Annotated in this window: 26 protein-coding genes and 1 riboswitch; of the genes, 6 read left to right on the top strand and 20 right to left on the bottom strand. The window is 44.1% G+C overall.

Going from position 1 to position 24,149, the window contains the following annotated elements:
* From Q7P41_RS03930 to Q7P41_RS03905, 6 genes are all read right to left on the bottom strand, one after another.
* Positions 1 to 277: hypothetical protein (locus Q7P41_RS03930; protein WP_303882271.1), on the bottom strand; the 277-nt coding region annotated here is incomplete at its 3' end.
* An 18-nt stretch (positions 278 to 295) separates the two neighbouring features.
* Entirely contained in the window at positions 296 to 928 is a 633-nt protein-coding gene (gene thiE / locus Q7P41_RS03925) for a thiamine phosphate synthase (RefSeq protein WP_303882269.1), read from the bottom strand.
* 12 nt (positions 929 to 940) lie between these two features.
* The gene (gene thiM, locus Q7P41_RS03920) at positions 941 to 1,756 is read right to left on the bottom strand and encodes a hydroxyethylthiazole kinase (RefSeq protein ID WP_303882268.1); all 816 of its coding nucleotides are present in this window, start codon (positions 1,754 to 1,756) and stop codon (positions 941 to 943) included.
* A 40-nt stretch (positions 1,757 to 1,796) separates the two neighbouring features.
* Complete coding sequence (gene thiD / locus Q7P41_RS03915; RefSeq protein WP_303882267.1) at positions 1,797 to 2,621, bottom strand: bifunctional hydroxymethylpyrimidine kinase/phosphomethylpyrimidine kinase; 825 nt, start codon at positions 2,619 to 2,621, stop codon at positions 1,797 to 1,799.
* A 17-nt stretch (positions 2,622 to 2,638) separates the two neighbouring features.
* Positions 2,639 to 3,733, bottom strand: coding sequence for a redox-regulated ATPase YchF (gene ychF / locus Q7P41_RS03910; protein WP_303882265.1), 1,095 nt, complete (start codon positions 3,731 to 3,733; stop codon positions 2,639 to 2,641).
* 34 nt (positions 3,734 to 3,767) lie between these two features.
* Entirely contained in the window at positions 3,768 to 4,217 is a 450-nt protein-coding gene (locus Q7P41_RS03905) for a bis(5'-nucleosyl)-tetraphosphatase (protein WP_303882263.1), read from the bottom strand.
* A gap of 226 nt (positions 4,218 to 4,443) precedes the next feature.
* Between Q7P41_RS03905 and Q7P41_RS03900 the strand changes: the two genes are divergently transcribed.
* From Q7P41_RS03900 to Q7P41_RS03890, 3 genes are all read left to right on the top strand, one after another.
* Positions 4,444 to 5,943, top strand: coding sequence for a DUF4139 domain-containing protein (locus tag Q7P41_RS03900; RefSeq protein ID WP_303882262.1), 1,500 nt, complete (start codon positions 4,444 to 4,446; stop codon positions 5,941 to 5,943).
* A gap of 151 nt (positions 5,944 to 6,094) precedes the next feature.
* Positions 6,095 to 6,367 (top strand): FeoA family protein, encoded by a 273-nt coding sequence (locus Q7P41_RS03895; RefSeq protein ID WP_303882260.1) that lies wholly within the window; start codon positions 6,095 to 6,097, stop codon positions 6,365 to 6,367.
* A 5-nt stretch (positions 6,368 to 6,372) separates the two neighbouring features.
* Positions 6,373 to 8,334, top strand: a complete 1,962-nt coding sequence (locus tag Q7P41_RS03890; RefSeq protein WP_303882259.1) for a ferrous iron transporter B — start codon at positions 6,373 to 6,375, stop codon at positions 8,332 to 8,334.
* An 84-nt stretch (positions 8,335 to 8,418) separates the two neighbouring features.
* On the opposite strand, the gene Q7P41_RS03885 is transcribed toward Q7P41_RS03890, so the two are convergent.
* The 11 genes from Q7P41_RS03885 to cas4 all read right to left on the bottom strand — a co-directional run bounded on the left by Q7P41_RS03885 (position 8,419) and on the right by cas4 (position 18,708).
* Positions 8,419 to 9,201 carry an ABC transporter ATP-binding protein gene (locus Q7P41_RS03885; protein ID WP_303882258.1) on the bottom strand — a complete coding sequence of 261 codons (783 nt, stop codon included), beginning with the start codon at positions 9,199 to 9,201 and terminating at the stop codon, positions 8,419 to 8,421.
* A 19-nt stretch (positions 9,202 to 9,220) separates the two neighbouring features.
* Positions 9,221 to 10,213, bottom strand: a complete 993-nt coding sequence (locus Q7P41_RS03880) for an iron ABC transporter permease (protein ID WP_303882257.1) — start codon at positions 10,211 to 10,213, stop codon at positions 9,221 to 9,223.
* 36 nt (positions 10,214 to 10,249) lie between these two features.
* The gene (locus Q7P41_RS03875) at positions 10,250 to 11,098 is read right to left on the bottom strand and encodes a LacI family DNA-binding transcriptional regulator (protein ID WP_303882256.1); all 849 of its coding nucleotides are present in this window, start codon (positions 11,096 to 11,098) and stop codon (positions 10,250 to 10,252) included.
* Between the two features lie 174 nt (positions 11,099 to 11,272).
* The gene (locus tag Q7P41_RS03870; RefSeq protein ID WP_303882255.1) at positions 11,273 to 11,440 is read right to left on the bottom strand and encodes a hypothetical protein; all 168 of its coding nucleotides are present in this window, start codon (positions 11,438 to 11,440) and stop codon (positions 11,273 to 11,275) included.
* 53 nt (positions 11,441 to 11,493) lie between these two features.
* Positions 11,494 to 12,180: a L,D-transpeptidase gene (locus Q7P41_RS03865; protein ID WP_303882253.1), complete on the bottom strand. Its 687-nt coding sequence runs from the start codon at positions 12,178 to 12,180 to the stop codon at positions 11,494 to 11,496.
* Between the two features lie 41 nt (positions 12,181 to 12,221).
* Entirely contained in the window at positions 12,222 to 13,868 is a 1,647-nt protein-coding gene (locus Q7P41_RS03860; protein ID WP_303882251.1) for a nucleoside kinase, read from the bottom strand.
* Positions 13,869 to 13,904: 36 nt separating this feature from the next.
* Positions 13,905 to 14,918, bottom strand: a complete 1,014-nt coding sequence (locus Q7P41_RS03855; RefSeq protein ID WP_303882277.1) for an ABC transporter ATP-binding protein — start codon at positions 14,916 to 14,918, stop codon at positions 13,905 to 13,907.
* 5 nt (positions 14,919 to 14,923) lie between these two features.
* On the bottom strand, positions 14,924 to 15,622 hold the full coding sequence (locus tag Q7P41_RS03850; RefSeq protein ID WP_303882249.1) for an ABC transporter permease: 699 nt from the start codon (positions 15,620 to 15,622) through the stop codon (positions 14,924 to 14,926).
* A 147-nt stretch (positions 15,623 to 15,769) separates the two neighbouring features.
* The gene (locus tag Q7P41_RS03845) at positions 15,770 to 16,627 is read right to left on the bottom strand and encodes a substrate-binding domain-containing protein (RefSeq protein WP_303882248.1); all 858 of its coding nucleotides are present in this window, start codon (positions 16,625 to 16,627) and stop codon (positions 15,770 to 15,772) included.
* A 76-nt stretch (positions 16,628 to 16,703) separates the two neighbouring features.
* A riboswitch (molybdenum cofactor riboswitch) is annotated at positions 16,704 to 16,823 on the bottom strand.
* Between the two features lie 247 nt (positions 16,824 to 17,070).
* Positions 17,071 to 18,225 carry an aminotransferase gene (locus tag Q7P41_RS03840; RefSeq protein ID WP_303882247.1) on the bottom strand — a complete coding sequence of 385 codons (1,155 nt, stop codon included), beginning with the start codon at positions 18,223 to 18,225 and terminating at the stop codon, positions 17,071 to 17,073.
* 21 nt (positions 18,226 to 18,246) lie between these two features.
* Entirely contained in the window at positions 18,247 to 18,708 is a 462-nt protein-coding gene (gene cas4 / locus Q7P41_RS03835) for a CRISPR-associated protein Cas4 (RefSeq protein WP_303882246.1), read from the bottom strand.
* 292 nt (positions 18,709 to 19,000) lie between these two features.
* Between cas4 and Q7P41_RS03830 the strand changes: the two genes are divergently transcribed.
* The 3 genes from Q7P41_RS03830 to Q7P41_RS03820 all read left to right on the top strand — a co-directional run bounded on the left by Q7P41_RS03830 (position 19,001) and on the right by Q7P41_RS03820 (position 21,081).
* A complete protein-coding gene (locus tag Q7P41_RS03830; RefSeq protein WP_303882245.1) occupies positions 19,001 to 19,417 on the top strand; it encodes a PaaI family thioesterase in 417 nt (138 codons plus the stop codon).
* A 193-nt stretch (positions 19,418 to 19,610) separates the two neighbouring features.
* Positions 19,611 to 20,294 (top strand): GntR family transcriptional regulator, encoded by a 684-nt coding sequence (locus Q7P41_RS03825; RefSeq protein ID WP_303882243.1) that lies wholly within the window; start codon positions 19,611 to 19,613, stop codon positions 20,292 to 20,294.
* A 130-nt stretch (positions 20,295 to 20,424) separates the two neighbouring features.
* Positions 20,425 to 21,081, top strand: coding sequence for a YdcF family protein (locus tag Q7P41_RS03820; protein WP_303882241.1), 657 nt, complete (start codon positions 20,425 to 20,427; stop codon positions 21,079 to 21,081).
* Positions 21,082 to 21,120: 39 nt separating this feature from the next.
* On the opposite strand, the gene Q7P41_RS03815 is transcribed toward Q7P41_RS03820, so the two are convergent.
* From Q7P41_RS03815 to Q7P41_RS03805, 3 genes are all read right to left on the bottom strand, one after another.
* The gene (locus tag Q7P41_RS03815; RefSeq protein ID WP_303882276.1) at positions 21,121 to 22,347 is read right to left on the bottom strand and encodes a replication-associated recombination protein A; all 1,227 of its coding nucleotides are present in this window, start codon (positions 22,345 to 22,347) and stop codon (positions 21,121 to 21,123) included.
* Positions 22,348 to 22,478: 131 nt separating this feature from the next.
* Positions 22,479 to 23,450, bottom strand: a complete 972-nt coding sequence (locus Q7P41_RS03810) for an HAD family phosphatase (protein ID WP_303882239.1) — start codon at positions 23,448 to 23,450, stop codon at positions 22,479 to 22,481.
* A gap of 243 nt (positions 23,451 to 23,693) precedes the next feature.
* The gene (locus tag Q7P41_RS03805; protein WP_303882238.1) at positions 23,694 to 24,149 is read right to left on the bottom strand and encodes a hydrogenase maturation protease; all 456 of its coding nucleotides are present in this window, start codon (positions 24,147 to 24,149) and stop codon (positions 23,694 to 23,696) included.

The following is a 24,149-nucleotide window of genomic DNA, read 5'->3' as shown; positions in this document are numbered from 1 at the left end:
TCAGATACTCATCGATCAGGGTAGGTACACCCCACATTACAATAAGGGCATATAAGGCATAATTTGTCAGAGTTTCGCCCAAAGAAACTTTGAGTCGCTCCTTAGCATAGGCAACACTTCTATCCCACTTGAAAGAAGGCAAGTAAGTTGTCTCCTTATAATCTAAAGGAAGGCCTGTTTTCCCTTTCAGGTAACGCCATTCGAGCAAATGCAACAAAGCCTCCCACAGTGCTGCACTTCCCCAAAGGAGCCAAAATAAGACTCTCCACATATTCACGCTAATCTTCGCTCCACGTCATGGGATGAGGGATCTTAGCGTACTTGCTGCGCCGCAGATGTCCTTTTGCGATACTACGGCCGATATTACGGCAACGCCCACTGCTCCGGCTTGCAAAGCCCTTTTAACGTTATGCGCTCCGATCCCGCCAATTGCCACGCAGGGAAGCGAAGTGCTTTTGCAAACTTCTTCTAGCCCTTCGATGCCTATTGTCTTTGCATCGGACTTGCTCGACGTGCCAAAAACGTCCCCCACACCAAGGTAGGCAGCTCCCCCTCTTTCAGCTGCTGCTGCTTGAGCGGGAGTCCTGACGGAAATTCCGATTATAAAACCGGGGGGCGTTATCTTCTTCGCGGCCTGTAGGGGTAAATCTTCTTGCCCCAAATGCACTCCGTCCGCATCGGCAGCAAGAGCTACATCCAGTCTGTCGTTGACTATAAACAGTGCGCCCCTTTCGCTGCAGACTTCTTTAACGATCAGGGCTGCTCTATAAAAATCGCGTCCTTTCATCACCTTGTCGCGAAGTTGAATGGCCGTAGCCCCACCGGCTATGGCCAAACGAGCTTGCTCACGCAAGGGAACGCCTTTCCCCAGTATTCTGTCCAAGATAACGTAAAGTTTCAACTTATCCTTCAAATCCAACAACTTCACCCTCTTGTTAGTTTAGAAGTCAATCTTTTCCCATTGGGAGATCTTAAAAGACCTCGGGTTTCTCGTATAAGCATAAAGAGCGTCAAAAAGGTGTGGGCGAAAGGTGCCGGGGCCTTCGGATTCCCTTACCGCCCTTTCAGCAGCAGCGCCCATGAGCGCGAGGGCAGTCATAGATGCTATAAGCGGTTCTGCAACGGTCATGCAGGCTGCTATCATAGTGCCAACATAACATCCAGAGCCGGAGACAAGGGAAAGCCACTCATGGCCGCTTTTTAACGAGTAAACCGCCTTTCCGTCGGATACGTAATCCGTCGGACCTGTTGCAACGGCTATGCAGTCGTGTTTCCTGGCCGTGAATTTTGTGGCTAGGGCTGCACGGGGAGAACCTACCGAATCAACACCACGTACCTGAGCTTCTTCCCCACCGAGAAGCGAGATCTCGGCCCCATTACCCTTAACGACGCTAAAGGCCTTTGTATCGAGCAATCTTTCCACCAGGCCCATCCTCATTTTAGTGGCCCCGTAACCCACAGGATCTAAAAGAGCAGGCTTGCCAAGCTCGCGGGCTTCTCTAGCGGCGGCAAACATCGCTTCAATCCCTTCTTTAGATGGAGTTCCTATATTAATCACTAAAGAGTCGGCAGCTATGACCAGCTCAACCGCTTCTCCCGGATACAAAGACATGACCGGCGAGGCTCCGATTGCCAAAGCCAAATTGGCTTGCTCCCCGATGGCCACCATATTGGTCATGTGATATACCAACGGCCGCCGCGATACCATCTCCTCTATGACCTTAGCAAAGTCAAATTCATCGTTATGATCTGACATTTTTCATCCTCCCGCCGAATAGCGCAATTAAAACGAAAGCCTAATTATCTGGTTCCAACCAATCTATCTTAAATATGTGGCCCACGCATCCATATCCCTTTCCGCCTTTAAATCTATGTTCAATGGCGAGCCTGGTATAATCGCGTGCCCTTTTTATAGCTTCAAGGACGTCAGTTCCGGCTGCAAGTTCCGCAGCAATAGCGGCCGATAGGGTACACCCCGTGCCGTGGTGATCTTGAGTATCTATTCGCTTTTGCTCAAAAATATGAAAATTTCCCTCGTAATAGAATAAATCGACCACTTTTGCCCCCTCAAGATGACCTCCTTTTATCAGCACGCCTTTCGGACCTAAATCGGCAATCACTTCAGCTGCCTCCTGCATTTCAGCCACAGAGGTAATTGTCATGCCGCTCAACTTTTCTGCCTCGGGTATGTTTGGGGTCACAATGAAAGCAAGAGGCAAAAGCTCTCCTTTTAAGGCATCGACAGCAGCGCCAAACATCAAGGGATCGCCGCTTTGAGCTACCATAACGGGATCAACGACTAATTTGGCCACCCTGTGAACCTTCATGTTTTCAGCTACTTCAGAAATTGTCTCTTTTCTCGAGAGCATTCCAGTCTTTACCGCACCGACGGAGAAATCCGTCAATACAGCATGAATCTGTGCCCTGATAATGTCGGTGGGAATGTCAAAAACCCCGTGTACTCCCAAGCTATTCTGAGCAGTAACAGCTGTCAACGCTGCGGTGCCAAAAACACGCAAGTGCAGAAAAGTAGCAAGATCTGCCTCTATCCCTGCTCCTCCGCCGGAATCGCTTCCAGCAATTGTCATCGCTATGCCTCTATAAGTATGAGTCAACTTCATCCCTCCAAACCTTTGTGTTATACGTTAAATCGTATTTCGATGATATCTCCATCTTTGACAACGTAATCTTTGCCTTCTAAGCGCAGTAAGCCCTTCTCCCTCACTGCAGCCATTGAAAATCTATGCTCCTTAAAATCGTCAAAATGCACTACCTGGGCTCGTATGAAACCTCTTGCCATATCGGTATGAACAGTACCTGCCGCATCCAATGCAGTGGAGCCCTGAGGGATCGTCCAGGCGCGAACCTCATCATCCCCAATGGTGAAAAAGGAAATCAGCCCGAGCATCTTATAGGCTTCCCGTATGAGCCTTTCCCTGCCAACTTCCTTTATTCCTAACTCCTCCATGAATTCCTTTTGGTCCTCTAAAGAAAGATCCGCCATCTCCATTTCCATTCTACCGTACATTTTGATAAGAGAAAGGCCACGATCCGAAACGAGTTTCACCATCTCCTTGTAGCCTGGGATTCTTTCATCGGTCATCTGTGTTTCATCTAGGTTTAGGACGATCAATTCTGGTTTAAGCGTCAAAAAAGAGAAACCTTTGGCTTTTTTAAGTTCCTCAGCGGTGAGTTCAAGCTCTCGCAAAGGCCGCTCCGAAAAAAGATGGGAGTGGCATTTCTCAAGCAATTTCTTTTCTTCGTTTTCCTCTTTTTGTAAAACCTTCTTTTTTGCAAGTCTATCCAATCGATTTTCAATGACCAACAGATCTCTAAATATCAACTCGGTCTCTACTATATCGAAATCCCTGACAGGGTTTATATCTCCTTCCGGATGAGGAACTTCAGGGTTATCAAAACACCTTATAACGTGAATTAACGCATCTGATTCGGCAACGAAAGATAAAAAGGCATTGCCCAAGCCGGCGCCTTTGCTCGCATCTTTTGAAAGTCCCGCAAGGTCAACGAATTCTATCTGGGCGGGAACCACCTTTTTGGGCTTATAAACTTGAGCAAGCTCTTCCAGTCTGGAGTCAGGCACATCTACTACAGCACGGTTCGGTTCCATGCGTCCACCTGCATAGGATTTCACCTCAGCACCAGCGGAAGTCACTACATTAAAAATCGTCGTCTTTCCGGATAAAGGTAGTCCAATAATTCCGCAATTTAACACGATCATCACCCCTTTCTTGAGTGCACATTACATTTTAATTCCTAAAATCTGTTCCAAATGACCTAAAGATTATATAAGCACAAATTTTGCTATGAGCCCAATCCAATACAGCTTTCAGCCTGTCGCTTAAAATAGCCCTGGCTCCGCTATAGGAAAGCCATCTATATTCATGATGCTCCGGGCGTCCAAGCTCTGATGAAATAGGTAAAAAGACATCTTTAGACTTAGACTCGGCAATGTAAAATCTGGCAACCTTGCCCTTACCGTATGGGGGCGTCTCGATGTAATCATCGAAAAACTGTAGGTCTTTTAATCCCGTTTCCTCAGCAATCTCACGTTTAGCTGCATCTAAGGGATCTTCCGATGGCTCAATCTCACCCTTTGGAAAATCCCAATTATTGTAAGCTCTGAGCAACAAGTATAAAGGCCTACCCTCTTCAAGCAAAAAAACTACCGCACCAGAACTTTTGCTTTTTACTCTCATCTTTTTAATCCACTCCTATTTAACTTTGCCGCGCCATACCTTCTAAATTTATGCTACCATTATGTCCTAGCTAGTTAATATTAGCACGATCTTTTAATCGTAAATATAACCTACCGCATTTTCCTCCTTTATTTTAATATAATCACGTCAAAGCGGTGGTTCCGATGAGAGGTTCCCTTCTCTTTGATAGGTTTAAAGCAAAAATTGATCAAAGGAGTTGACATTAATGAAGAAACGAAGCTTTTTAACATGTTTACTCGTAATGGTCTTTACGGCACTGATGGGCATATATACTCTTAGTGCCCAGGGGAATGCTTTAACCCCGCTTGCTCCGTCTAAGATTGATGTCTTTCCTGAAGGCGCCTTTCTTTACTTTGAAGTACCCCCTGGAGAGACAAATGTTATCCTTCCTCCATCAATAGATCCTAACAGCATATCCGTACATCCCGATAACGGCGTCAATATAATTAAGCTAGAGCGGGATATGATCTTTCTCGATCAATGGTTTCCCCCGGAGCTAGAGGCTTTAAGGGATCAAATTAGCTTAAAGTTGACGCAGATTTCAGAAACCGAGTCCCAACTATATGCTTTAAGGCAATCCGCGAAAATACTTGAAAACACTGTCCTCCCACTTGATACTTCTAAGGGAATGAAAATCATTGAGGAATTGCAAAAAGAAAGATATGACATCGAACAAAAAGTTTGCAATTTAGAGATAAAACTAGAAGAACAAAAAGCGGGTTTAAAAATTTTGCAGAATCGCTGGAATGAACTTCGCCCAAAAAATGACTTTGCCGCGAACATAAAGCTGTCTTCGTCCGGAAAAGGAAAAATAACCATCAGGGCCTTTAGCAGCGAGGCTGGCTGGCAACCCCTTTATTACGCAAATTACGACTCTCAAAAGGGAGCATTGACGCTTGACCTCAAGGCTGAAATTATGCAAAAAACCGGAATTCCTTGGAAAGGAGAGATAAAACTTTATACCAACCCCGCACAAAATGAGGTTGAACTTCCGGAGCTTCCGCCCTTAATCGTTGAGTTTCGAGAACCTATCAGTATAAAAAGTCTTTCCACCAAAGCAGAAGACTTTGCTCAAGAAGCTATCGCAAGGAAGGAATCCCTTCCTGGTCTCGTATACACTATAAAGGATCAAGTTTCAGGAACTGGGACTCCTACGATATTGCCGCTTGAAAGATACAACGGAAAAGTAGATGCAGAAATAATCTGCTTGCCACAAATTGATTCGCAGGCCTGGATCATTGCTCAAACGAGCCCCCTAGATAAGTCCCTTTTAGAAGGGAAAGTTTATCTTTCGATAGACCATACACCCACAGGAATTACAACTATTCAAACCACGAGCATGGGTGAAAGTCTTCGTTTGTCTATGGGTAGAGTGCCATTGGTAATGGCAAAAAAGGAGGCTTTGATACCAAAATCCGGAGAGAAGTGGACCAAGGGAACCCTCGTAGACGGATATGATATTCACGTAGTAAACGGACTTTCAAGCGAAATAACGGTTAGTGTAATAGACAGAATTCCCGTTAGCACTCATCAAGACATAAAGGTAGACGTAATAAACATTGACCCCAAACCAACAGAAATGACGCAAAAGGGACTTTATACATGGAACTTAAAGCTAAAGCAGGGAGAAGAAAAAACGATAACCGTGAAATACGAGATAACCTATCCGGAGAACAGGGAAATCATCATACATCCAACCTTTTAAGTCGCCATAGTTCTTGGCATCCGTCTTGTTTTCCTTGACAAGTTATTGTTGAGGGTATAAATTTGGTTAGGCTAACTTCTTCTAACTAACTTTTGTATCCTAAAAGGGACGATAAATGCGCATCACATTATGAAAGGAAGTATTCATGTACATGACAGAACGAGCTGAAGAACGAGAAAAAAACATACCCCTTGTTCTATTGGCCAGCGGTCGAGTTGCAGAGATTGTTTCTCTACCGCTGGGTCAATGTGGAAGGAGGCTTGAGGCGTTGGGGCTCAGGCCGGGCAAAAAAATAAAAAAACTTCACGGCATGCCTTTTTGTGGTCCTGTTGCGTTAGATATAGACGGAAGACAAGTTGCTATTGGATATGGGGCAGCATCAAGCATCATCGTAAAGCCAGTGGAAAATGATCTTTCGGAGTGAATGAAGTGTCTTGTCGCGGTATATTCAACAAATTATTGAAAAAAAACAAAGGAGCAAAAGAAGACCACTTTACGAACGAGAAAAGCAGCAATCGAGTTGACACCTTTGACCATGATGTTTTCCAAAAAATAACGTTTCCTTCATGTGTCATGGGGACACAATGTAGCGAATGTCCTTTGGCTTTGCAATGCAAGAGAAAGGACGGTAAAAATCCACCAGTCTCGGCAAAGGTAGGTCGCGAACTCAAGAAAGTGCTGTTGATGGGCAATCCAAACGTGGGTAAAAGCGCCATATTTTCCCGCTTAACAGGGCTACACGCCATCTCTTCCAATTATCCCGGCACTACTGTCAGTTTCTTGGAGGGCTCAGTTGTAGTAGAGGGAGAAACATATAAACTCATTGATGTCCCCGGAGCTTACACATTAGACCCCACAAACGAGGCAGAAGAAGTAGCCCTTCGCATCTTAAACGAAGGGGCAGACATAGTTGTCATTGTTTTAGACGCAACGGCATTGGAAAGAAACCTCTATTTGGCTCTTCAGATTTTAGAAAAAGGTTACCCTTCCATATTGGTTTTAAATATGATAGATGAAGCCAGGCACAAGGGCATACATATCGATTCAAAGGTGCTGGAAGAAGAGCTTGGCGTGCCAGTGGTACCCACCGTTGCAGTTACGGGAGAAGGAATTTCAGCACTGAAAGCAGCACTTCACGAAGCACGTCCATCTTTGATACTGCCAATGAGCAAGGACGAGCGTTGGCGCTTAATTGGTGATATAGTAATGCGCGCCCAAATCGTAACGCACAGACATCATACCCTTCGTGACCGGCTAGAAGACTTAAGCGTCCACCCCGTCTCAGGAATGCTTTTAAGTATCTTGGTTATGACCTTAAGCTTTTATGCGGTTAGAGCTATTGGTGAAGGTTTAATAAGCTACCTATTCGAACCTTTTTTTAATTCAGTATGGGGACCGTGTTTGAGTGCCATATCAAGCGCACTTGGTGGATCAGGTTTTCTCCACGATATTTTGATCGGGCATCTAATAGACGGAAGTCTGGATTGGGAACAAAGTTTTGGAATTCTATCTACAGGACTTTATGTTGAATTCGCCATGGTCTTTCCTTACATCGTCTCCTTTTACTTAGTTCTTTCGCTGTTGGAAGATATAGGATATCTACCCCGATTAGCCGTCCTGTTCGACGCATTGCTCCACAGAATAGGCCTTCATGGTTTTGCCATAGTTCCTACTCTTCTGGGATTGGGATGTAATGTCCCCGGAATTTTAGCAACGAGAGTTCTGGAATCAGAGCGTGAACGATTCATCGCAGCAACATTAATTTCTGTCGCGATTCCTTGCGCCGGACTTCAAGCCATGATATTTGGCGCAATAGGTTCATTTGGCATGGGATATGTTGTTATGGTATATGTCTCCCTTTCCTTGGCGTGGTTGATATTGGGATTTATACTCAATAAAACCTTATCCGGACATAGCCCGGAGCTCATTGTGGAAATCCCGCCTTACAGGTTGCCATCCCTTCGTGATCTGGGTTTTAAACTTTGGTTTCGCATATCAGGGTTTTTGCTTGAGGCGACACCATTGGTGTTAATAGGAATTTTCATCGCCAATTTACTATACTCCAGCCCAGCTTTGCCCTTTATATCAAACATCTTAAGCCCCTTTGCCCACCTGCTCGGTCTTCCGCCAGAAGCGATGGGTGCCATACTTCTCGGGCTTTTGAGGAAGGATGTAGCAGTAGGATTACTACTGCCTTTGCACCTAACTCCACAACAACTAATCGTCGCTACCGTAGTATTGGCCATGACATTTCCGTGTATTGCCACCTTCGTAGTACTTTTCAAAGAGTTAGGCGCAAAAAGATTAATTCAAAGCGTGCTTATCATGGTGTCCATAGCCATGATCACTGGCGTTGCTTTGAACCTTCTTTTCTCGCTTATGACTATTTAGGATTCAGGCTGCGTGATTGGGTGGAAAGAGAAGCTGAAACTTACTCTAAATCGCTAAATTTCACCTTAAAACACCTTAAAGCCGCTATAACGGCACTGCCAAACGTCCACCTTGCCATTCTTCAATGTGCCAAGGCACGTCAAATACATAACTTAAAATGTTGGCATCAATCTCTTTAGAACTGCAAAAGCAGTGAATAACGCCTTCCTTCATTAGCGCAATTTTGTCAGCAAAACGAAGCGCTAAGTTTATATCGTGCATCACGCAAAGCGCCGCCTTTTTACCTTTAATGTATCTTTGCAGTACCTTCATTATCGCAACGGAATGCTTCGGATCAAGCGCACTAGTCGGTTCATCCAAAAGCAAAAAAGACGTGTCTTGTGCAAGACACTGAGCGAGGAACACCCTTTGCACTTCTCCCCCCGATAACGTGGTGATTAAACGTTCATCGAAGCCTTCCATTCCAACTTCACTAAGACAACGTTGGGCTATTTCTACATCTTTTACGCCATAGTTGCCAAGAAAGGGAAGCCATGGATATCGTCCCAGCAAAACTATGTCCATAACCCTAAAGGGCGTTGTTACTTGCAGTTTTTGAGGCATATATGCAATTGACCTTGCCAGCATTTTGCGGGCCAAGCTTTCTATTGGTTGTCCTAAAACCTTTACTTCACCTTTCTTGTCAGCCAACCTAGCAAAGGCCTTAAGCATGGTGCTCTTGCCACTGCCATTGGGGCCAATTACTGCCACTAATTCTCCGCTTTGTACTTCGATCGAGACATTATGAACAATTTCCTTCTCGCCATAATAAACGGAGACATCGGTTGCATCAAGTATTATCGGTCTTGCAGGTCCAGACTTGCTCAATGCCAAAACACCGTCCAATTCATGAAGACTTAAAAAGAAGCACGCAAAAAATTGGTCCGCCGATGAGGATGGTCAATACTCCCACTGGCAAAGATCCCAGAGCCCTAGCAGCGATATCTGCCCATAGCAAAATGAGACCTCCGCCAATCCAAGAGGCAAAAAGAAGTCGCTTGTGGGAATGTCCTACTATCATTCTAAATAGATGTGGCACTATTAGGCCGACAAACCCTATGACTCCACAATAAGAAACAGCTAATGAAGTGATGAAGGAAGCCACACAGAGTAGGATCCATCTCACGCGCACGATATCGACCCCTAAAGTTTCGGCCTTTCCCTCCCCAAGCGATACCAAATCCAGCTCCCTATGCAACAATAAAAACAATAGTGCCACACATGACCCGAGAAGACAACCGGGCAGCCATTTCCAACTTGCCGAATTAAAACTCCCCATTACCCAAAAAAAGAAAGCCCCAAGTTTCTCAGGGAACAAAGTTTGAAGCAACATCATTAGAGCTTGAAGAATGCTGCTTACAACTACTCCCGATAAGATGAGCCTCGTGGGATCCACAGAGCGAGACCTATGGCTTAAAGCCCATACACCAAAAAGGGTTAGGATGCCCCCCAAGAACGCAAATAACCTGATAAGGCTAAAGTTAAAGGCAATGGCTAAAGTTGCTCCCAATGCTGCCCCTGAAGCGACACCCAGGGTATAGCTTTCTGCTAGCGGATTTAGAAGAAGCCCCTGATAGACTGCCCCAGATGCCCCTAAGATTGAGCCAACTAGAAAAGCTATAAGTGTCCTTGGAAGTCTTACAAAAAGAAGAATTGCGCTGTAAACTTCACTGGAGGTTTCATAGTCTGTAGAAAAAAGAATAGTTGCTTTTGAAAAAACTGCACTTACCACTTCCTTTATTGGTATGCGAACTTCTCCCACTGAAAGAGAAATGCAAATGCTCACTAACGTCACAAGCAAACTTGCCATTACAAAGAAAAGATAACTTTTCTTGCTCACCAAATTCTCCTTTCTTCGCTAAGAGTGCACCTTATCTTACTCGATCGTGACACGGACCAAATTTTTAAACGGAACCTCTCGATGCCGTAACACGTTGATTAAAAGTCTTGCAGCCAAAATCCCCATCTCGAAAGATGGAAAATAAAGGGAATATCCGCCTAGGGCTTTTGCGTAATTTCTTTCGTTAAATAGCAATAATAAATCACCCTTTGAAAATTCTTCGCCTTGACCTTCATTGCTTAAACTAGTTTCGCACTCATCGTAGATTAGCCGCGATATTCCACCTGGCAAAGACCCATCGCAGATCCAAAGGACATTATCGCAATTGCCTCTATACTCTTTTAGTTCACGCCTTAAAATTAAATTAACCTTGGTTTCTCCCACGAAGGCTATCTGCCTTCCAGCAGCTAACTTCTTTATCCCCTCTGCAGTATCGGACCAAAAGGGTGACACACAGACATAATTATCCACCGTCTCACCGATAATTACCATTGGCACACTTACATCCGATGGAGGGTTTCCGATCCATATCATGCCTTCCGCCTTATGAACCATCGAACGGGACTTTACGAAATTGGCATCAAAATCATCTGCCACATATACTATTGGCTCTTTGCCTACAGTAGCCAATATACGGCCGACGCCTTTAAGGAATTTATTCATCTGGGGAACTTCCTGTTCTTCGAAGACAATGGATACAAAACCAGACTTCTTTTCAGATAAGCCACGTGCTAGGGCATTTGGCTTGTAGTCTAAGCGTCTTATGACTTCCCATACTCTTTCCCTGGTCTTTAAAGATATTCTAGGGTCTCCTCGCAAAACGCGGCTAACGGTAGCCTTATCAACACCTGCCTCCTTTGCCACGTCTACCATTGTAACGGACATACATTTCACCTCTAGCCAATATTTCTTGCCTTTGTGCCTTTGATTGATGTCTCAATCGATTTAAACCGAGCGCCTCCTGAGTACTACTTTATCATCTCTGAGATAAAAGATCTCTCGCCAATATAATATACAACAAGGCAGGAACTAGATAGTCCCTGCCTTGTTTGGGGGGCGTTAGGCTAGCAAATTAATATTTTGCCCTATACCTATACTCTCAAACATCTTCTGCAGCATAACTTGCTGTAACTCAAGGCTCTTCTTTAGCATTGTCATCGCAATAACGCCCTCTACGTCTCTAAGAGCTTCGCCATGTACAATGCTGCTAACTTGACCGATCTCCATGGGCACCACCTCCAACCGTAGCCCCATTAACATTATCGGAGGCATTCATTCATTTATTGAGAAAGCTTAGGCAGGATAACGATCTTTTGACCGATTTTGGCCATTTTAACGACCTCTAAAAGATTGTCGTTCGCCATGCGGATACATCCGTGGCTTGCATTTTTTCCTATTTCATGTAGGTGATCTTCGTCGGTTCCGTGAATACCAATGCCCTTCCAACCTGTCTTAAGCCGTATGAAATAGGGACCATAACCGATTCGTTCTTTTGTTACACTATCTTCGTAAAATCCCCAATGACGAGCATCTTCGATAGATTCTATTTGAAATATGCCCTCGGGGGTGCGCATGTCTCCCACTCGCTGTTTTTGTCCCGGATTTCTTCCCGTAGCAACTACCCATCCGCCGTGTACTATCTTATCGATTTCCGAGAGTGCAAGTAAAAGATGCTCCTCCTTGAGACATACCCAAGTTATATCCGCTACTTCATGGGATTTTACATGAGTTGCTAGCTTAACATCTTGCAATTCTTCAGGAGATAATCCTAGCTCGATCGAAAAATATCTCTGCGCTGTTAGAATTAGCGTTTCTGCATCGAGCTTAAAATGTGTCTGAGCTTGAACATGTGAAGGACTGAGCACCACGAAAAGACAAATTAAAAAAATCAAGATTAATTTTTCACTATTTTTTCTAAAAGTTGAAATTTTTAGGTTAAGTCTTTCTTTCATGTCATTTCTTTTCATTTACGCAATAACCTCGCATTGACACGAACTATTGCAATACTTCAGATCGATTCAAAACAACTTCCACCGATGAACTCACGGATTATCGAGTTATTTGGAACCTCATCGGCAGGCATAAATGGCACATAGTGCAAAAAAGTTAAAAGCCTTTGAGCCTCTCCAAACATCGGCGAATCTTCGTGCACATTTCTAAGCAAAGGCTCAACATAACCCTTAAGTACGGCAAGTTCATAAACTGTAGCAGAGTTAAACATTGCATGAGCCCTTTCTTGATAAGGAAAGATATGTCGTTGAGCACCCCTTATTACTGAAGGCCATTGAAGCAAAGTAGCCTCAGGCGATTTTCCTCTGGTTCGATTGTCTCTTACTAAACGCCTAATTAAACGATTGTCAGTAGTACTTGTCCTATTATGGCGATCCAGATTTATGCCAGTCAGAGGAGATACATAGAGTCGCCACTTCTGCTCCTCAGGGACACTTTGAGTAACTAGTTCGTTTAAACCATGTATCCCCTCTACTATCAAAATATCCTCTTTTCCCAATCTCAATGCTGGGCCTCTTTCTCTTTTGCCGGTGAAAAAATTAAAGCGAGGCATCTCGACCTCTTCGCCTCTGAGAAGTCTAACGAGATCATCATTTATAAGATCCAGGTCTAGAGCTTCAAGTGCTTCAAAGTCATAATTTCCCTTCTCATCCCTGGGAGTTTTATCTCTTTCGACGAAATAATCATCCAGCGAAACTATGAAGGAGCGCTTACCAAAGACCTGAAGCTGAATGCGCAATCTCTGAGCTGTCGTTGTTTTACCCGATGCCGAAGGACCTGCTATGCAGATTAGCCTAATACTTTGTTTGCTTGCAACGATTTCAACCAAACGGGATAACCACTGGGAATGCAACGCTTCCGATATTTGTATAATATCGTTCGATTTCCCCTTGGAGACTAAGGCGTGTAGGCCTTCCATAGTGTTGATCCCAAGGATATCAAGCCACTTAGCATACACTGCAAAGACTTCTGCCAGGCGCTTTGATGGCATAAATGGAGGAAGTCCTTGCGGGTAGGCAACTGTAGGAAAACGCAAAACCATCCCTCGGTCGTAAGGGATGAGGTCGTATATCTTCATATATCCAGTTGATGGAGCCAGTGGAGCGTAATAGTATCCATAGGTTCCGTCGCATTTGTAAACTTCTATCGGATCGACCGCTGTCCATCGCAGCAAGTTCGCTTTATCTAAATTTCCCTGACGCGTGAAAATTCTCCTAGCCTTGTCACCTGATAGCACTTCTCGCTTAATAGGTATATTAGCGCTGACCAATCGATCTAGCTCAGTTTTAATAGTTTGAACTTTTTCCTCTGAAACTTCTCCTGATTCAAGCTCACAGTAATACCCATCACTTATAGAATGCCTGATAAATACATCCTCAGACAGCGCATATTTAGAAGCAAGCACCAGCAAGAAGCTCAAGCTCCTTCTGTAAACTTCCATTCCCTCAAAACTGGATGTGTCTACAAACTCTACGAAACAATCATCGTCTACAATCCAGTCCAAGGGTCGCAAGTAGTTGTTCACCCTCCATGCTACGATGTTGGATTCCCCTTTTTTACCACAGACTGCAAGGACATCTTGCCCTCTCAAAGGCTCTTCGGCCGATAATTTGCAATTATCCTTAACGTCAACTATAAACCCCATGTTCGCTACCTCTTGCCCCCATATATTTATGTAGACTCATAACCATTTTGCTGCGCTTGCCTTAAAAATGACGTATATATCCATGCCCGGATGGAGATTTAGGTCCATAACGGCATCTTTAGTAAGAAAGGCAACCAAAGTTATATCGCCAACGGATACGTGCACCCGAACCTGATCGCCATTATGGTAAGTCATCTGCGTAACAAATCCGCGCAACACATTACGAGCAGAACTTTTTTCCCCATGGCTCGCAAGCAGTATTTCTGAAGGGCTAATTGAGATGACTTTTGACTCGGAAGGCTCTCCCGATACAAAGATTTTTTGCCCATCCCTCAAGGTTTTACAATATAACCCGGTTTCCAACTTTTTCCACGGGCCAGGGATGATGTTTTCGGGGCCCTGTTGTATGATTCTACCTCCCCACAAAGTTAGGACTTCGTCAGCTACACTATAAAGCCAAAGCAAATTGTGACTCACTACTATTATGGTGGTCTTCCATTCCTCTTTTGCTCTGACTACAGCATCGTTTATCAAGGACTCGGAAACTGCATCGACATTAGCAGTGGGTTCGTCGAGTAAAAGAACTTTGGGTCTAAGAACCAGCCTGGAAGCCAATGCCACGCGCTGTGCTTCCCCCCCTGACAATTCATACCATTTTCGATTGGCAAACTCCTTCGGCGACAATCCGACCATTTCAAGTGCTTCATTGACCCTGTGCTTCATCGAAAGGGGGTCCATGCCCCTCAGTTTCAAACCATAAGCCACGTTATCCTTTACTTTACGCGTTAATAACCTTGAATCCTGCAACAGCATCGTAACCTCACGACGAAGGAAGGGCATCATTTTTGGAGCCACCAAGGAGCCATTGTAAAAGACCTCCCCCATAGTAGGCTCGTCAAGAAATGCCAAAATTCTAAGCAACGTGGTCTTTCCACTACCATTCGGTCCAACAAGAGCGTATATTTGACCACCTTCGATTGCCAAGTGATTAATGGAGAGGGCACATCTTCCATTATAATATCGTTTTATATTTTTTAATTCATAAAGCATATTGCTCACCTTGACTGTCTCCTTCTTTTTGCAAAGGATAAAGTACCATTAACTATAAAAGCGATTAATAATAATATAAAGCCTAAAGCCATGCCCATTGCAAACTGTCCCTTATTTGTTTCAAAGGCCATGGCAGTTGTAATGGTCCTAGTTCTCCACTTAATGTTGCCACCGAGCATTGTAGCCACGCCAACTTCGGATATAATGCGGCCATATGCAGTAACAGCGGCCATTAGCATTCCATATCGTCCTTCCCACAAAATATCAAGCGCTAGTTTTCTGCCAGCAGCTCCAAGCGTGAGTAAGGTATCCTTAACCGACAGATCGAGCTCTTCGATTGCCTGCGCTGACAAGGCTATGACAATAGGAAGGGCTAAAACAACCTCACCAATTGCAACCCCTGGGAGGGTGAAAAGAAGGTTTAAGTTGCCCAAAGGCCCGCGACTGGATATGAAAGCGTAAACCCACAATCCAACTACAACTGTGGGAAGCGCAAGCAGAGCATCCACGACAGATCTAACAAAGTTTTTACCTGGGAAATTTGTGTAGCCAAGCAAAAAACCCGTAGGGAGACCTATTACCAGAGTAAAGAAAATCGACATTGAGGAAACCTTTAAAGTTGCAAATACGGCCGTATAAACTTCCTCGTCACCGCTTAAGAGCAAAACAAAGGCTTCTTGAATTCCCGCAAGGATATAGTCCACGGAATCCGCCTCCCTTAAAAATTAAAAAAAATGATCACCGTGAGTTAAATATGATAACATATAAACCAGCAAGCCGTCGCAGGGGGATGCGACGGCTTGAATGGGGGATTGGAGCATTTCTATAAGCTCAAAACACGTAGGATGTCACTATTTAGACTGAGAGGCTACGTCGGCATTTGGGAAGAAAAGCTGCTTGCCCATCAGTCGAAAATCTTCTATTGCCTGCTGTGCCCTCGGGCTGGCCATCCATTCTATAAATTTCTTTGCCAAGTCGTACTTCGCCTTGGGACAACGCTCCGGATTTACGGCAATTACGCTGTATTGATTGAGCAAATAAGGATCGCCCTCAGAAAGTATTACGAGCGGTGGTTTTCCCTCATAATTTGCTTCATACTTTATATATGTGCCTCTGTCGGTAAGGGTGTATCCTTTCTTTTCAGCAGCGACGTTTATCGTGATCAACATGCCTTGACCTGTCTGAACATACCATTCTTCCTTATCGGGAACATCCAACCCAGCTTGTTGCCAAACGAACTTTTCTTTCATGTGAGTTCCAGATTCATCTGCCCTGCTGACAAAGATGGCTTTCTTTTCAGCGATCTTTTTAAATGCCTCCGTCGATGTCAAGCCTTTTATGCCAGCCGGATCATCCGCGGGACCGATTATAATGAAGTCGTTGTACATCACTTGAGTCCTATCGACACCATATCCCGCTTCAACAAACTTTTTCTCCGAATCGGGATCATGAACCAGCAGCACATCCACATCACAATTTTCTCCTAATTTCAAAGCTTTACCCGTACCAGTAGCTGTCCACTGGAGAGTTATACCTGTGTCTTCCTTAAAAAGCGGCGCTAGATAATCAAGTAATCCCGTATCGTCAGTACTCGTGGTGGTAGCCATCAAAAGGACTTTTTCATCCGCACAGGCAACTCCTTGGACAAAAGAAAGGCACAAAAGTAGGACAGCCCCTAATGCTAGAACTTTTGTACTTAATCTCCTCATGTACATCCCTCCTTAACTAAAAGTACATTAGAGATGCTTTGCTATTAAAACGAAAAACCCCTTCCCGCCGGGAAGGGGTACAATTCGCTATCCTCCTTTCCGAGCGGGAGGCCTTTTCGTTTCCGAAGAGACCCTAACGGCCAATGCTCATAGGCTAAACGCCCGTAGATACATTGACTCGGAGGAACTTAACTTACGAATATAGATTTTAACTAATTTTGCCACATGGGAAATGCCCCATTGTTAAATTCGATAATACCAAGCAAAGGGTTGAATGTCAATAAGGGCAAGGTATTTCGTGATAAATACACCTATTTAAAGGAAGCAAGCAAATGCGAGCAAATTTACAAGCCAATATAAGACTTACCTCTAAATATAATTGCCGAGACATTCAAGCCCACAACTGTCATGACTGTGCCAGAAACGATTTCTCTTGATAATAACTACCTCTTTTGAATTTCTCCTTCTAGTTTTCTTAAAAATTTTGACACACAGTTCAATCCTTTCTTCAACACTTCCGAGGTGCAAGCAAAACCCATCCTTACCCAACCTTCAAACTCAGGTCCAAAGGCGCTACCCGGCACCAAAAATGCCCCGGTTTCATCTAATAAACGCTTACAAAAGTCTCGAGAAGGCATGTTATACCTACTGAAATCAAGAAAAGCAGTCGTGCCTGCACTCGGAGGAACCCAACGGACATGTTTTTCTTCATCGATCCACGATGACAATGTGGCAAAGTTTTCTCGTACTATTTGTAAATTCCTGCCTAAAAGGCGATTTCTGCATTTCATAGCTACGAGGGCAAGGTGCTCATCTATGCAACCGCAACTTATTGTCATGTAGTTGCGATGAGAAAAGCACTCTCTTACGACTTCTGGCGGCCCTGCAATCCAGCCTAACCTCAAACCTGCAAGAGAAAACACCTTGGACATACTTCCCGTGCTTATTCCTCTCTCATAAAGATCCGCTATAGAAGGAGTCTTGAAACTTGCGTCGTGTTCTAAGCCTCTGTAAACCTCGTCGCACAGAACGTAAGCACCATGAGATTTTGCAATATCGATTATCTTTTTTAAAAAATCCTCATCCATCAAGGCACCTGTGGGGTTATTTGGGTTATTAAGACAGATCATTTTAAGATGTTTAGTCGATTCTGATATAGCCTTAAGCTCTTTTATGTCAGGCAAAAAATGTTTTTCAGGCCGCAAAGGCCACAGATTTACAGATACACCAAAAGCCTTCGGAACACTGTAAAGTTGCTGATAAGTAGGATACACGGAGATGACGCTGTCGCCAGGATCGATGAGAGAAAATTGTGCCAAGAAATTTGCACCAATTCCTCCTTGTGTTATCAATATATTATCTTCAGTCATGCTTTCGTAGAGTGAAGCGATGGCCCTTCGTAGTTCAACAGAGCCGGGAATTTCGCCATAAGTAAGTTTGATATTACAAATCTCCCGATAAGCACTTTCAGGATCTCCCGATAAGTTTAGGAGCTCTTCAACAGTAAGGGATTCCACACATGTTTCGGCTATGTTATACTCTGCCTTCATTTCGTAGGTGTTCATCCACTCTTCCACGCCAAAGGGTTCTATGCGCATTTTATTATCATCCCTTTCTCATTATGGTTTACAGATAGAACGATAAGGACATTTATAACACCTTCCGCCACTTTCCGCTAGGGGAAGCGGAGGTTCATCTTGAGAGAGTATCTCGATTGCCTCTTTGGCAATTTTTGTCAGATATCTTTTCGTTCTTTTGTTCCAGCGTATTTTGAACTTTTTTTCTCGATACCTCAAGATGCCATAGGGAACCTTATAGCCCTTTTCCTCCAACAAAAGGCAGTAACACAAAAGCTGCAACCTATGGCTTTCCATTGGTTCGCCATGGTTCGCACTCTTAAACTCCACCGGTATGACCCAAGGACCTTTCTTTATAACCGCGTCTGGTCTGCCTGTTAAAAAACTCCCTGTCCATACCTTTGAATCAATGCTCAAAGGAACCTCTCTCATCCACCAAAGGTACATTCCAAACACACATACTGTCAGAAAGACGAACATTATTTTGACATTTGGTATAACCAAAATATTACCCCTCCAAATATGAGCGAAAGGAGAGCAGCCCTCCAGGTTCGACTCCAAAGACCACGAATTTTTTCAAAAAATCCAAAAATTTTATGAGCTCGCCTGCCCCTCTTAAAAGATTTGCCATTGCCATTACCTTGAGGCACAATACCATGCGCCCGGTACCAGGCAGCTCTGGGACAATAAGCATATTGGGCAAGCAAAGAAGCGCTTATCTTGTCCTTCATATATATTTCAAAACCCCCTAAAATACAAATACTAACTCACTTTAATTATAAAGGAGGATTGAACGATGACACTTAAGGCTTTGCCTGGTACGGCCTCATGCTTTGTGTGCGGAGACAAAAAGGTAAACGCACGCACCTTAGAGCTTAACATCTATTGGGATGAAGAAGCAAAATGTTCCTTAATTTCCTTTGTACCGAATGACACTTGGTGCGGTTACGAAGGCGTGGTTCACGGAGGGATTCTAGCAGCCATCCTAGACGACGCCATGGCTTGGGCTATAAAAAACTTTGACGAAGAAACATATTTAACTGCAAAGCTTACTATCGCATTTAAAAGGGCCGTTATGTTGAGAAAAAGATACAACGCTAGAGGTTTTTTATTAAGAAAGGAAACTAGAAGAGCCTATACTTCCGCTGTTATTGAAGACCAGGAGGGAAATGTTTGCGCAGAAGGCAACGCAATTTTCGTGAGAGCAAAATAAGAACAAAGATGCGAATTTACCATTTATCTTTTCTATATTGAAGATTGAAGAAAAAATACTTACGTCATTATAAATAGATACTGTGGTATCTTTTTCGCCTTAGCGTTGTGGCATACAGCAATTTACAAAAGAAGTATTATTAATTATACTTTATAAGAAGTACGAGAAGTGCGATGAGGAGGAAAAAGACTCAATGGCGAGCAATCCTTTAACACCAGCGGAAAGCACAGATTTAAGGCAGATAGTGTATAAAAAAATAAGAGATGCGATATTAAAGGGCATCATCAAACCGGGAGAAAAACTTTCCGAAGCGGAGCTAGCGCAAACGCTTGCTGTATCTCGAACTCCTATAAGGGAAGCGATAAGGCAGCTTGCACAGACTGGTATCGTTCAACTCGTTCCAAGAAAAGGCGCTTATGTGGCGCTCCCAACGGAAAAGGACGTTTACGACCTTTATGAAGTGAGGATTGCCCTGGAAACGATAGCCGTTAAAATTATGTGCAAAAATCCACCAAAGGAAGAAGAACTTATTCACTTTAAAGAATACTTCCTTTCCGTTGATCGAGACACAGATTCAAATGCCTTTTTAGAACAAGACACTGCCTTTCATTCTTTTTTGCACGAGTCTTGCGACAACCGTTTCTTAAACCAATTTTTGATGGAGGCCTTTGATCTGATCCAACTTTGTAGACATTACTCGATAGTAGGGGTTAATTTGAAGGAGTCCGCTATGGAACATGTAAAAATAATCGATGCCATCTTGGTGGGAAGGGAAGAGGAAGCGGCTCAGTTATTGCGAGTGCATTTACAGGGAGCACGAGACGTACTCTTGCTTTTTTTGAAAAGCAGTTCACAGATTTCCAATAAACTACCTTGACGAACATTTCATGACAACCATGTTTTTCGCCATTTATAAAATTATAGGGACTTTTGTAGTACCACCTGGAATATTCGTGATCCTTATCCTTGTTGCAGCATTATGGGCACTTAAGAGACCAAAAAAGCCTATGCTTTCTTTTTTTCTTTGCATGTTAGCATTAGGGCTTTATTTTATAAGCTTGCCTATCGCCGCAAGGATCACACTTAAACCATTGGAAATGTCAATTCAGCCATCATTACCTCAGGAGAAGGCAATCATCGTCGTGCTTGGCGGAGGGCAACGTCGAACAAAAGATCTCCTTGAAGCCGATGTTTCACCTCATACCCTGGTGCGTTTAATCGGCGGACTAGAACTCGCAATCCAGTTTGATTGGCCAGTGATATTTTGTGGTGGATCATACTCAAAAGAGGTCCCAGAGGCTTTAACGATGGCAAAAAGAGCCAGAAGGCTCTTTCCTAATTTAACAATCTATGAGGAATCACAGTCGAGAACAACGTGGGAAAACTTAAAAAACGTATCTCCTCTTTTAAAATCCTTAAAACTCAATGACGCTGTCATTGTGACCCACGGCTATCACATGCCCAGAGCACTTATGACGGCCAAAAAAATGGTCCCCGAAATCAATTGGCATCCCTATCCGGTAGGGAAAATGACAGACGTCGCACCATTGTCTTTAATAGATTTCCTGCCCAATGCTTCCGATCTCCATGTCAACAGCTTAGCACTTAGAGAATACCTAGGGATCGTAGCATATAAAATCAAACTGTTGCTCAGCTGGACATAAAGAGAAATGATAAACGGGGGGAAATTAGTACAGCTTTCGTCACTTCTTTTGCGAGTATCCTTTCCAAAGCTGCTGTAATTTCTTGGAAATAACTCGTTCACGTCCTTGATCTCCAGGAAAGTAAAAACGCTTGAAGGTTGTCATATACTTTTGAAAAACCCAATGCCTGGGGTCATCATGAGGGTAAATATATCCTTCTCCATGAGATTTAAGATGCAAAGGAACTTCCTGAAGATCTCCTTTTTCTATTTCGTTCAAAGCTAGGTCAATGGCTTTATAAGCGCTGTTGCTTTTTTCGGCACAAGCGAGGTAAATAGCGCATTGTGACAATATTATTCGCGCTTCCGGCAACCCAACGTGGTCAACCGCGCTTGCCGTTGCATTTGCTAAGACAAGGGCGAAGGGGTCTGCTAATCCCACATCTTCAGAAGCAAAGATGAGCATCCTTCTCGCTATAAATCGCACATCTTCTCCACCGGCCAACATTCTTGCAAGCCAGTAAACAGCAGCGTCGGGATCAGAGCCTCGCATGCTCTTTATAAAAGCTGACACAATGTCATAATGCTGGTCTGAGGATTTATCGTACCGTTGTATAGACTTCGGAGATAACTCAACTATATCTTGAAGCGTTACAGTTATTTTACCTGATGCAACTATGGCAAGAACAATTGACTCGAAACGCAAAAGGGCTTGTCTCGCATCCCCGCCGGATGTTTGTGCTATAAACGATATAACCTCATCTTCTACTTTAAGATCAAACATGCCCATGCCTCTCTTTTTATCTTGCGCGGCCCTTTTTAAGAGACGTTCAAGATCCTCGGGCATGAGCGGTTTTAGTTCAAATACGAGAGCTCGCGAAAGGAGAGTCTTGTTTATTTCAAAATAGGGATTTTCCGTCGTCGTACCGACTAATATTAAATCTCCTCTTTCAACGGCAGGAAGCAAGGCATTTTGTTGTTGCTTATTGAAATGGTATATTTCATCGACGAACACTATGGCTGATTTTCCGACGTTTTTTTTCAAGTTTCTCGCTAAATCCACGACTTCCCTAAGCTGTGCCACTTTTGTGGTAACAGCATTCACTTCGAGAAGTTTTCTCCCCGTAACATTAGCCATGACCCTCACTAATGTAGTCTTTCCACTACCTGGTGGACCGTACAAAATGCAGTTTGGAACTTGACCTGCTTCGAGCAAGCGTCTTAAGGGTCTACCTTCGCCCAAAAGGTGGTTTTGCCCTACAAATTCCTCAAGATTCATGGGACGCATTCTCTCGGGTAAAGGCACTTCGAGGCATTCCTGAGCAGTGCGGGCTCGAACTTCGAATTCCCCTCCCTTTTTCTCCACAGGTTCTCGAACGAGGCCAAAGGAATCTCCGAAAAGTTCCTGTTGATTTTGACTCACTGGGGAACCAGCTCCTCGATAAGAGCCAGGTTTTCTTGTAAATTATCATTTAAAACCACAGCACTCTCGTCTTTAACTACTCTCGCCAATGGAAAACGCGACTTTAAGAAGTCCTCAACTACCCTTTCTAAGGGCTCCCATAAGTATCTAGGATCGACGTAGGGATATCTTCTCCAAACGTCTGCTTCAAGCCTTCCTTCACAAACACAGAACTTACCTACTCCCAAACCCGCCAGATGAGCTAAGATCTCAAAGTAGTTTTCTTTAGGGAGCCTAACAGCTAGGCCAAAGACACTTTCAAGCCATCTCCTACCCCTTTTTTCTATAACAGGCTGATACTCCCATGGAACCAAAGGGCACGGATTCTTTAATATGTCAACTAATTCAATGACATTAATACATGCTAAATCAGACCAAACGCTCCACGGTTCATCGGCTCTCATTACCAAAACAGCTCTCATGCTTGCTCTTCTTGCACCTACAATATCATATAAGTAATCCCCAATCACGACACATTGAGAAGCTTTTTTGCCCAGTAGCTCGGAGGCTTTCAAAAACACGCGAGGATCGGGTTTCAGCAAGCCGTCATCTCGCGTTATGACTATCGGGGGTAGCTTTATGGAGGCGACTTCGGCAGCAACTTCCACGCACTTCCTCGTATTGCGGCTGACCACAGCCCACGAAACGTTATGTTTTTCAAGCCAGGAAACCAACTCTAAAGCTCCATCGACTGGTTCCGCTCTTTTTGCTCCTTCCATCTCTATTGCTTCCACAGCCTCATAAAGCATCTTTCGCTTCATTTCAGGAAGCTTTGCGGCTTCCTCTAATATCATCACTTTCTTGTCGTCGAAAAAGCGTTCATAAATAGGAGAAAAGTCTAACCCCGTTTCGGCCAAAACTCCATCCCAATCGAGAATAAAACCTCTTTGATTAACGGGATGCCAATAGGGACTGTTAATGGGCTGCAAAATAACTCACCCCTACTTCATATCGTGCAAAACATATTGCAAAACCCCGCGATGCCGTGCTAAGAAGGCCTTGACCCGATCCTCACCAACTGGTGAGGCCTCCCCATCCTTAGCCTTGGTGACTCAAGGAGTCTCCTTAACCGGACAGGAGTCAGCCTCGATCGGATATTGTGTTGGCTCAAGGCTCTTCGCCATAACACGAACACCGCAGGGTTCCTGTAAGGATATTATAACACAAAAAACTTAGCATAGGTTGTCAACAAAATATTTTTTAAAGCTCTCTATTGCCTTATTCAATCTTTCCAAGCACAACTCACTCAACGAGTCGCCAAAATCAAAATTTGCGCCTGAAATTGTCACCATGATCATCTTGGGCATAGCGATGCTCATCTGCATCGCTATGTGTTTAACCCACCCTGGAGTACACGTATGAAGGTTGAGCCCATCGGTAGCAACGGAGGGTAAGACCTCGTATATTGCAAAGCCGTCAGGGTGCTCCTCGATGGTAGCATCTACAAAAACAGCAAGATCTCTCCCTTCTAGCTCCAGCACCACTTCTGGAAGCAACTGATGTCCAATCCAAGTAGTTACTTCATGCCCACTTTTCTCAAACCACTCAGCTATCGCACATGCCCCAACTGGTCCAACTCCATCGTCCATCCTAAAGGGGTTGCCGTAGCCCAATACGATCACATTCAT

The sequence above is a fragment of the Acetomicrobium mobile genome (assembly GCF_937920065.1).
This window is presented reverse-complemented; position numbering and strand designations above follow the sequence as displayed.

What these genes read in the sequence shown, in the direction of transcription:
- Q7P41_RS03900 (WP_303882262.1), top strand. Translation starts at nt 4,444, where the DNA reads ATGAAGAAACGAAGCTTTTTAACATGTTTACTCGTAATGGTCTTTACG.
- Q7P41_RS03830 (WP_303882245.1), top strand. Translation starts at nt 19,001, where the DNA reads ATGACACTTAAGGCTTTGCCTGGTACGGCCTCATGCTTTGTGTGCGGA.
- Q7P41_RS03875 (WP_303882256.1), bottom strand. Translation starts at nt 11,098, where the DNA reads ATGTCCGTTACAATGGTAGACGTGGCAAAGGAGGCAGGTGTTGATAAG.
- Q7P41_RS03865 (WP_303882253.1), bottom strand. Translation starts at nt 12,180, where the DNA reads ATGAAAAGAAATGACATGAAAGAAAGACTTAACCTAAAAATTTCAACT.
- thiD (WP_303882267.1), bottom strand. Translation starts at nt 2,621, where the DNA reads ATGAAGTTGACTCATACTTATAGAGGCATAGCGATGACAATTGCTGGA.
- Q7P41_RS03905 (WP_303882263.1), bottom strand. Translation starts at nt 4,217, where the DNA reads ATGAGAGTAAAAAGCAAAAGTTCTGGTGCGGTAGTTTTTTTGCTTGAA.
- Q7P41_RS03815 (WP_303882276.1), bottom strand. Translation starts at nt 22,347, where the DNA reads ATGCGTCCCATGAATCTTGAGGAATTTGTAGGGCAAAACCACCTTTTG.
- Q7P41_RS03840 (WP_303882247.1), bottom strand. Translation starts at nt 18,225, where the DNA reads ATGCGCATAGAACCCTTTGGCGTGGAAGAGTGGATGAACACCTACGAA.
- Q7P41_RS03895 (WP_303882260.1), top strand. Translation starts at nt 6,095, where the DNA reads ATGACAGAACGAGCTGAAGAACGAGAAAAAAACATACCCCTTGTTCTA.
- Q7P41_RS03805 (WP_303882238.1), bottom strand. Translation starts at nt 24,149, where the DNA reads ATGAATGTGATCGTATTGGGCTACGGCAACCCCTTTAGGATGGACGAT.
- Q7P41_RS03855 (WP_303882277.1), bottom strand. Translation starts at nt 14,918, where the DNA reads ATGCTTTATGAATTAAAAAATATAAAACGATATTATAATGGAAGATGT.
- Q7P41_RS03860 (WP_303882251.1), bottom strand. Translation starts at nt 13,868, where the DNA reads ATGGGGTTTATAGTTGACGTTAAGGATAATTGCAAATTATCGGCCGAA.
- Q7P41_RS03845 (WP_303882248.1), bottom strand. Translation starts at nt 16,627, where the DNA reads ATGAGGAGATTAAGTACAAAAGTTCTAGCATTAGGGGCTGTCCTACTT.
- Q7P41_RS03825 (WP_303882243.1), top strand. Translation starts at nt 19,611, where the DNA reads ATGGCGAGCAATCCTTTAACACCAGCGGAAAGCACAGATTTAAGGCAG.
- thiM (WP_303882268.1), bottom strand. Translation starts at nt 1,756, where the DNA reads ATGTCAGATCATAACGATGAATTTGACTTTGCTAAGGTCATAGAGGAG.
- Q7P41_RS03870 (WP_303882255.1), bottom strand. Translation starts at nt 11,440, where the DNA reads ATGGAGATCGGTCAAGTTAGCAGCATTGTACATGGCGAAGCTCTTAGA.
- Q7P41_RS03820 (WP_303882241.1), top strand. Translation starts at nt 20,425, where the DNA reads ATGCTTTCTTTTTTTCTTTGCATGTTAGCATTAGGGCTTTATTTTATA.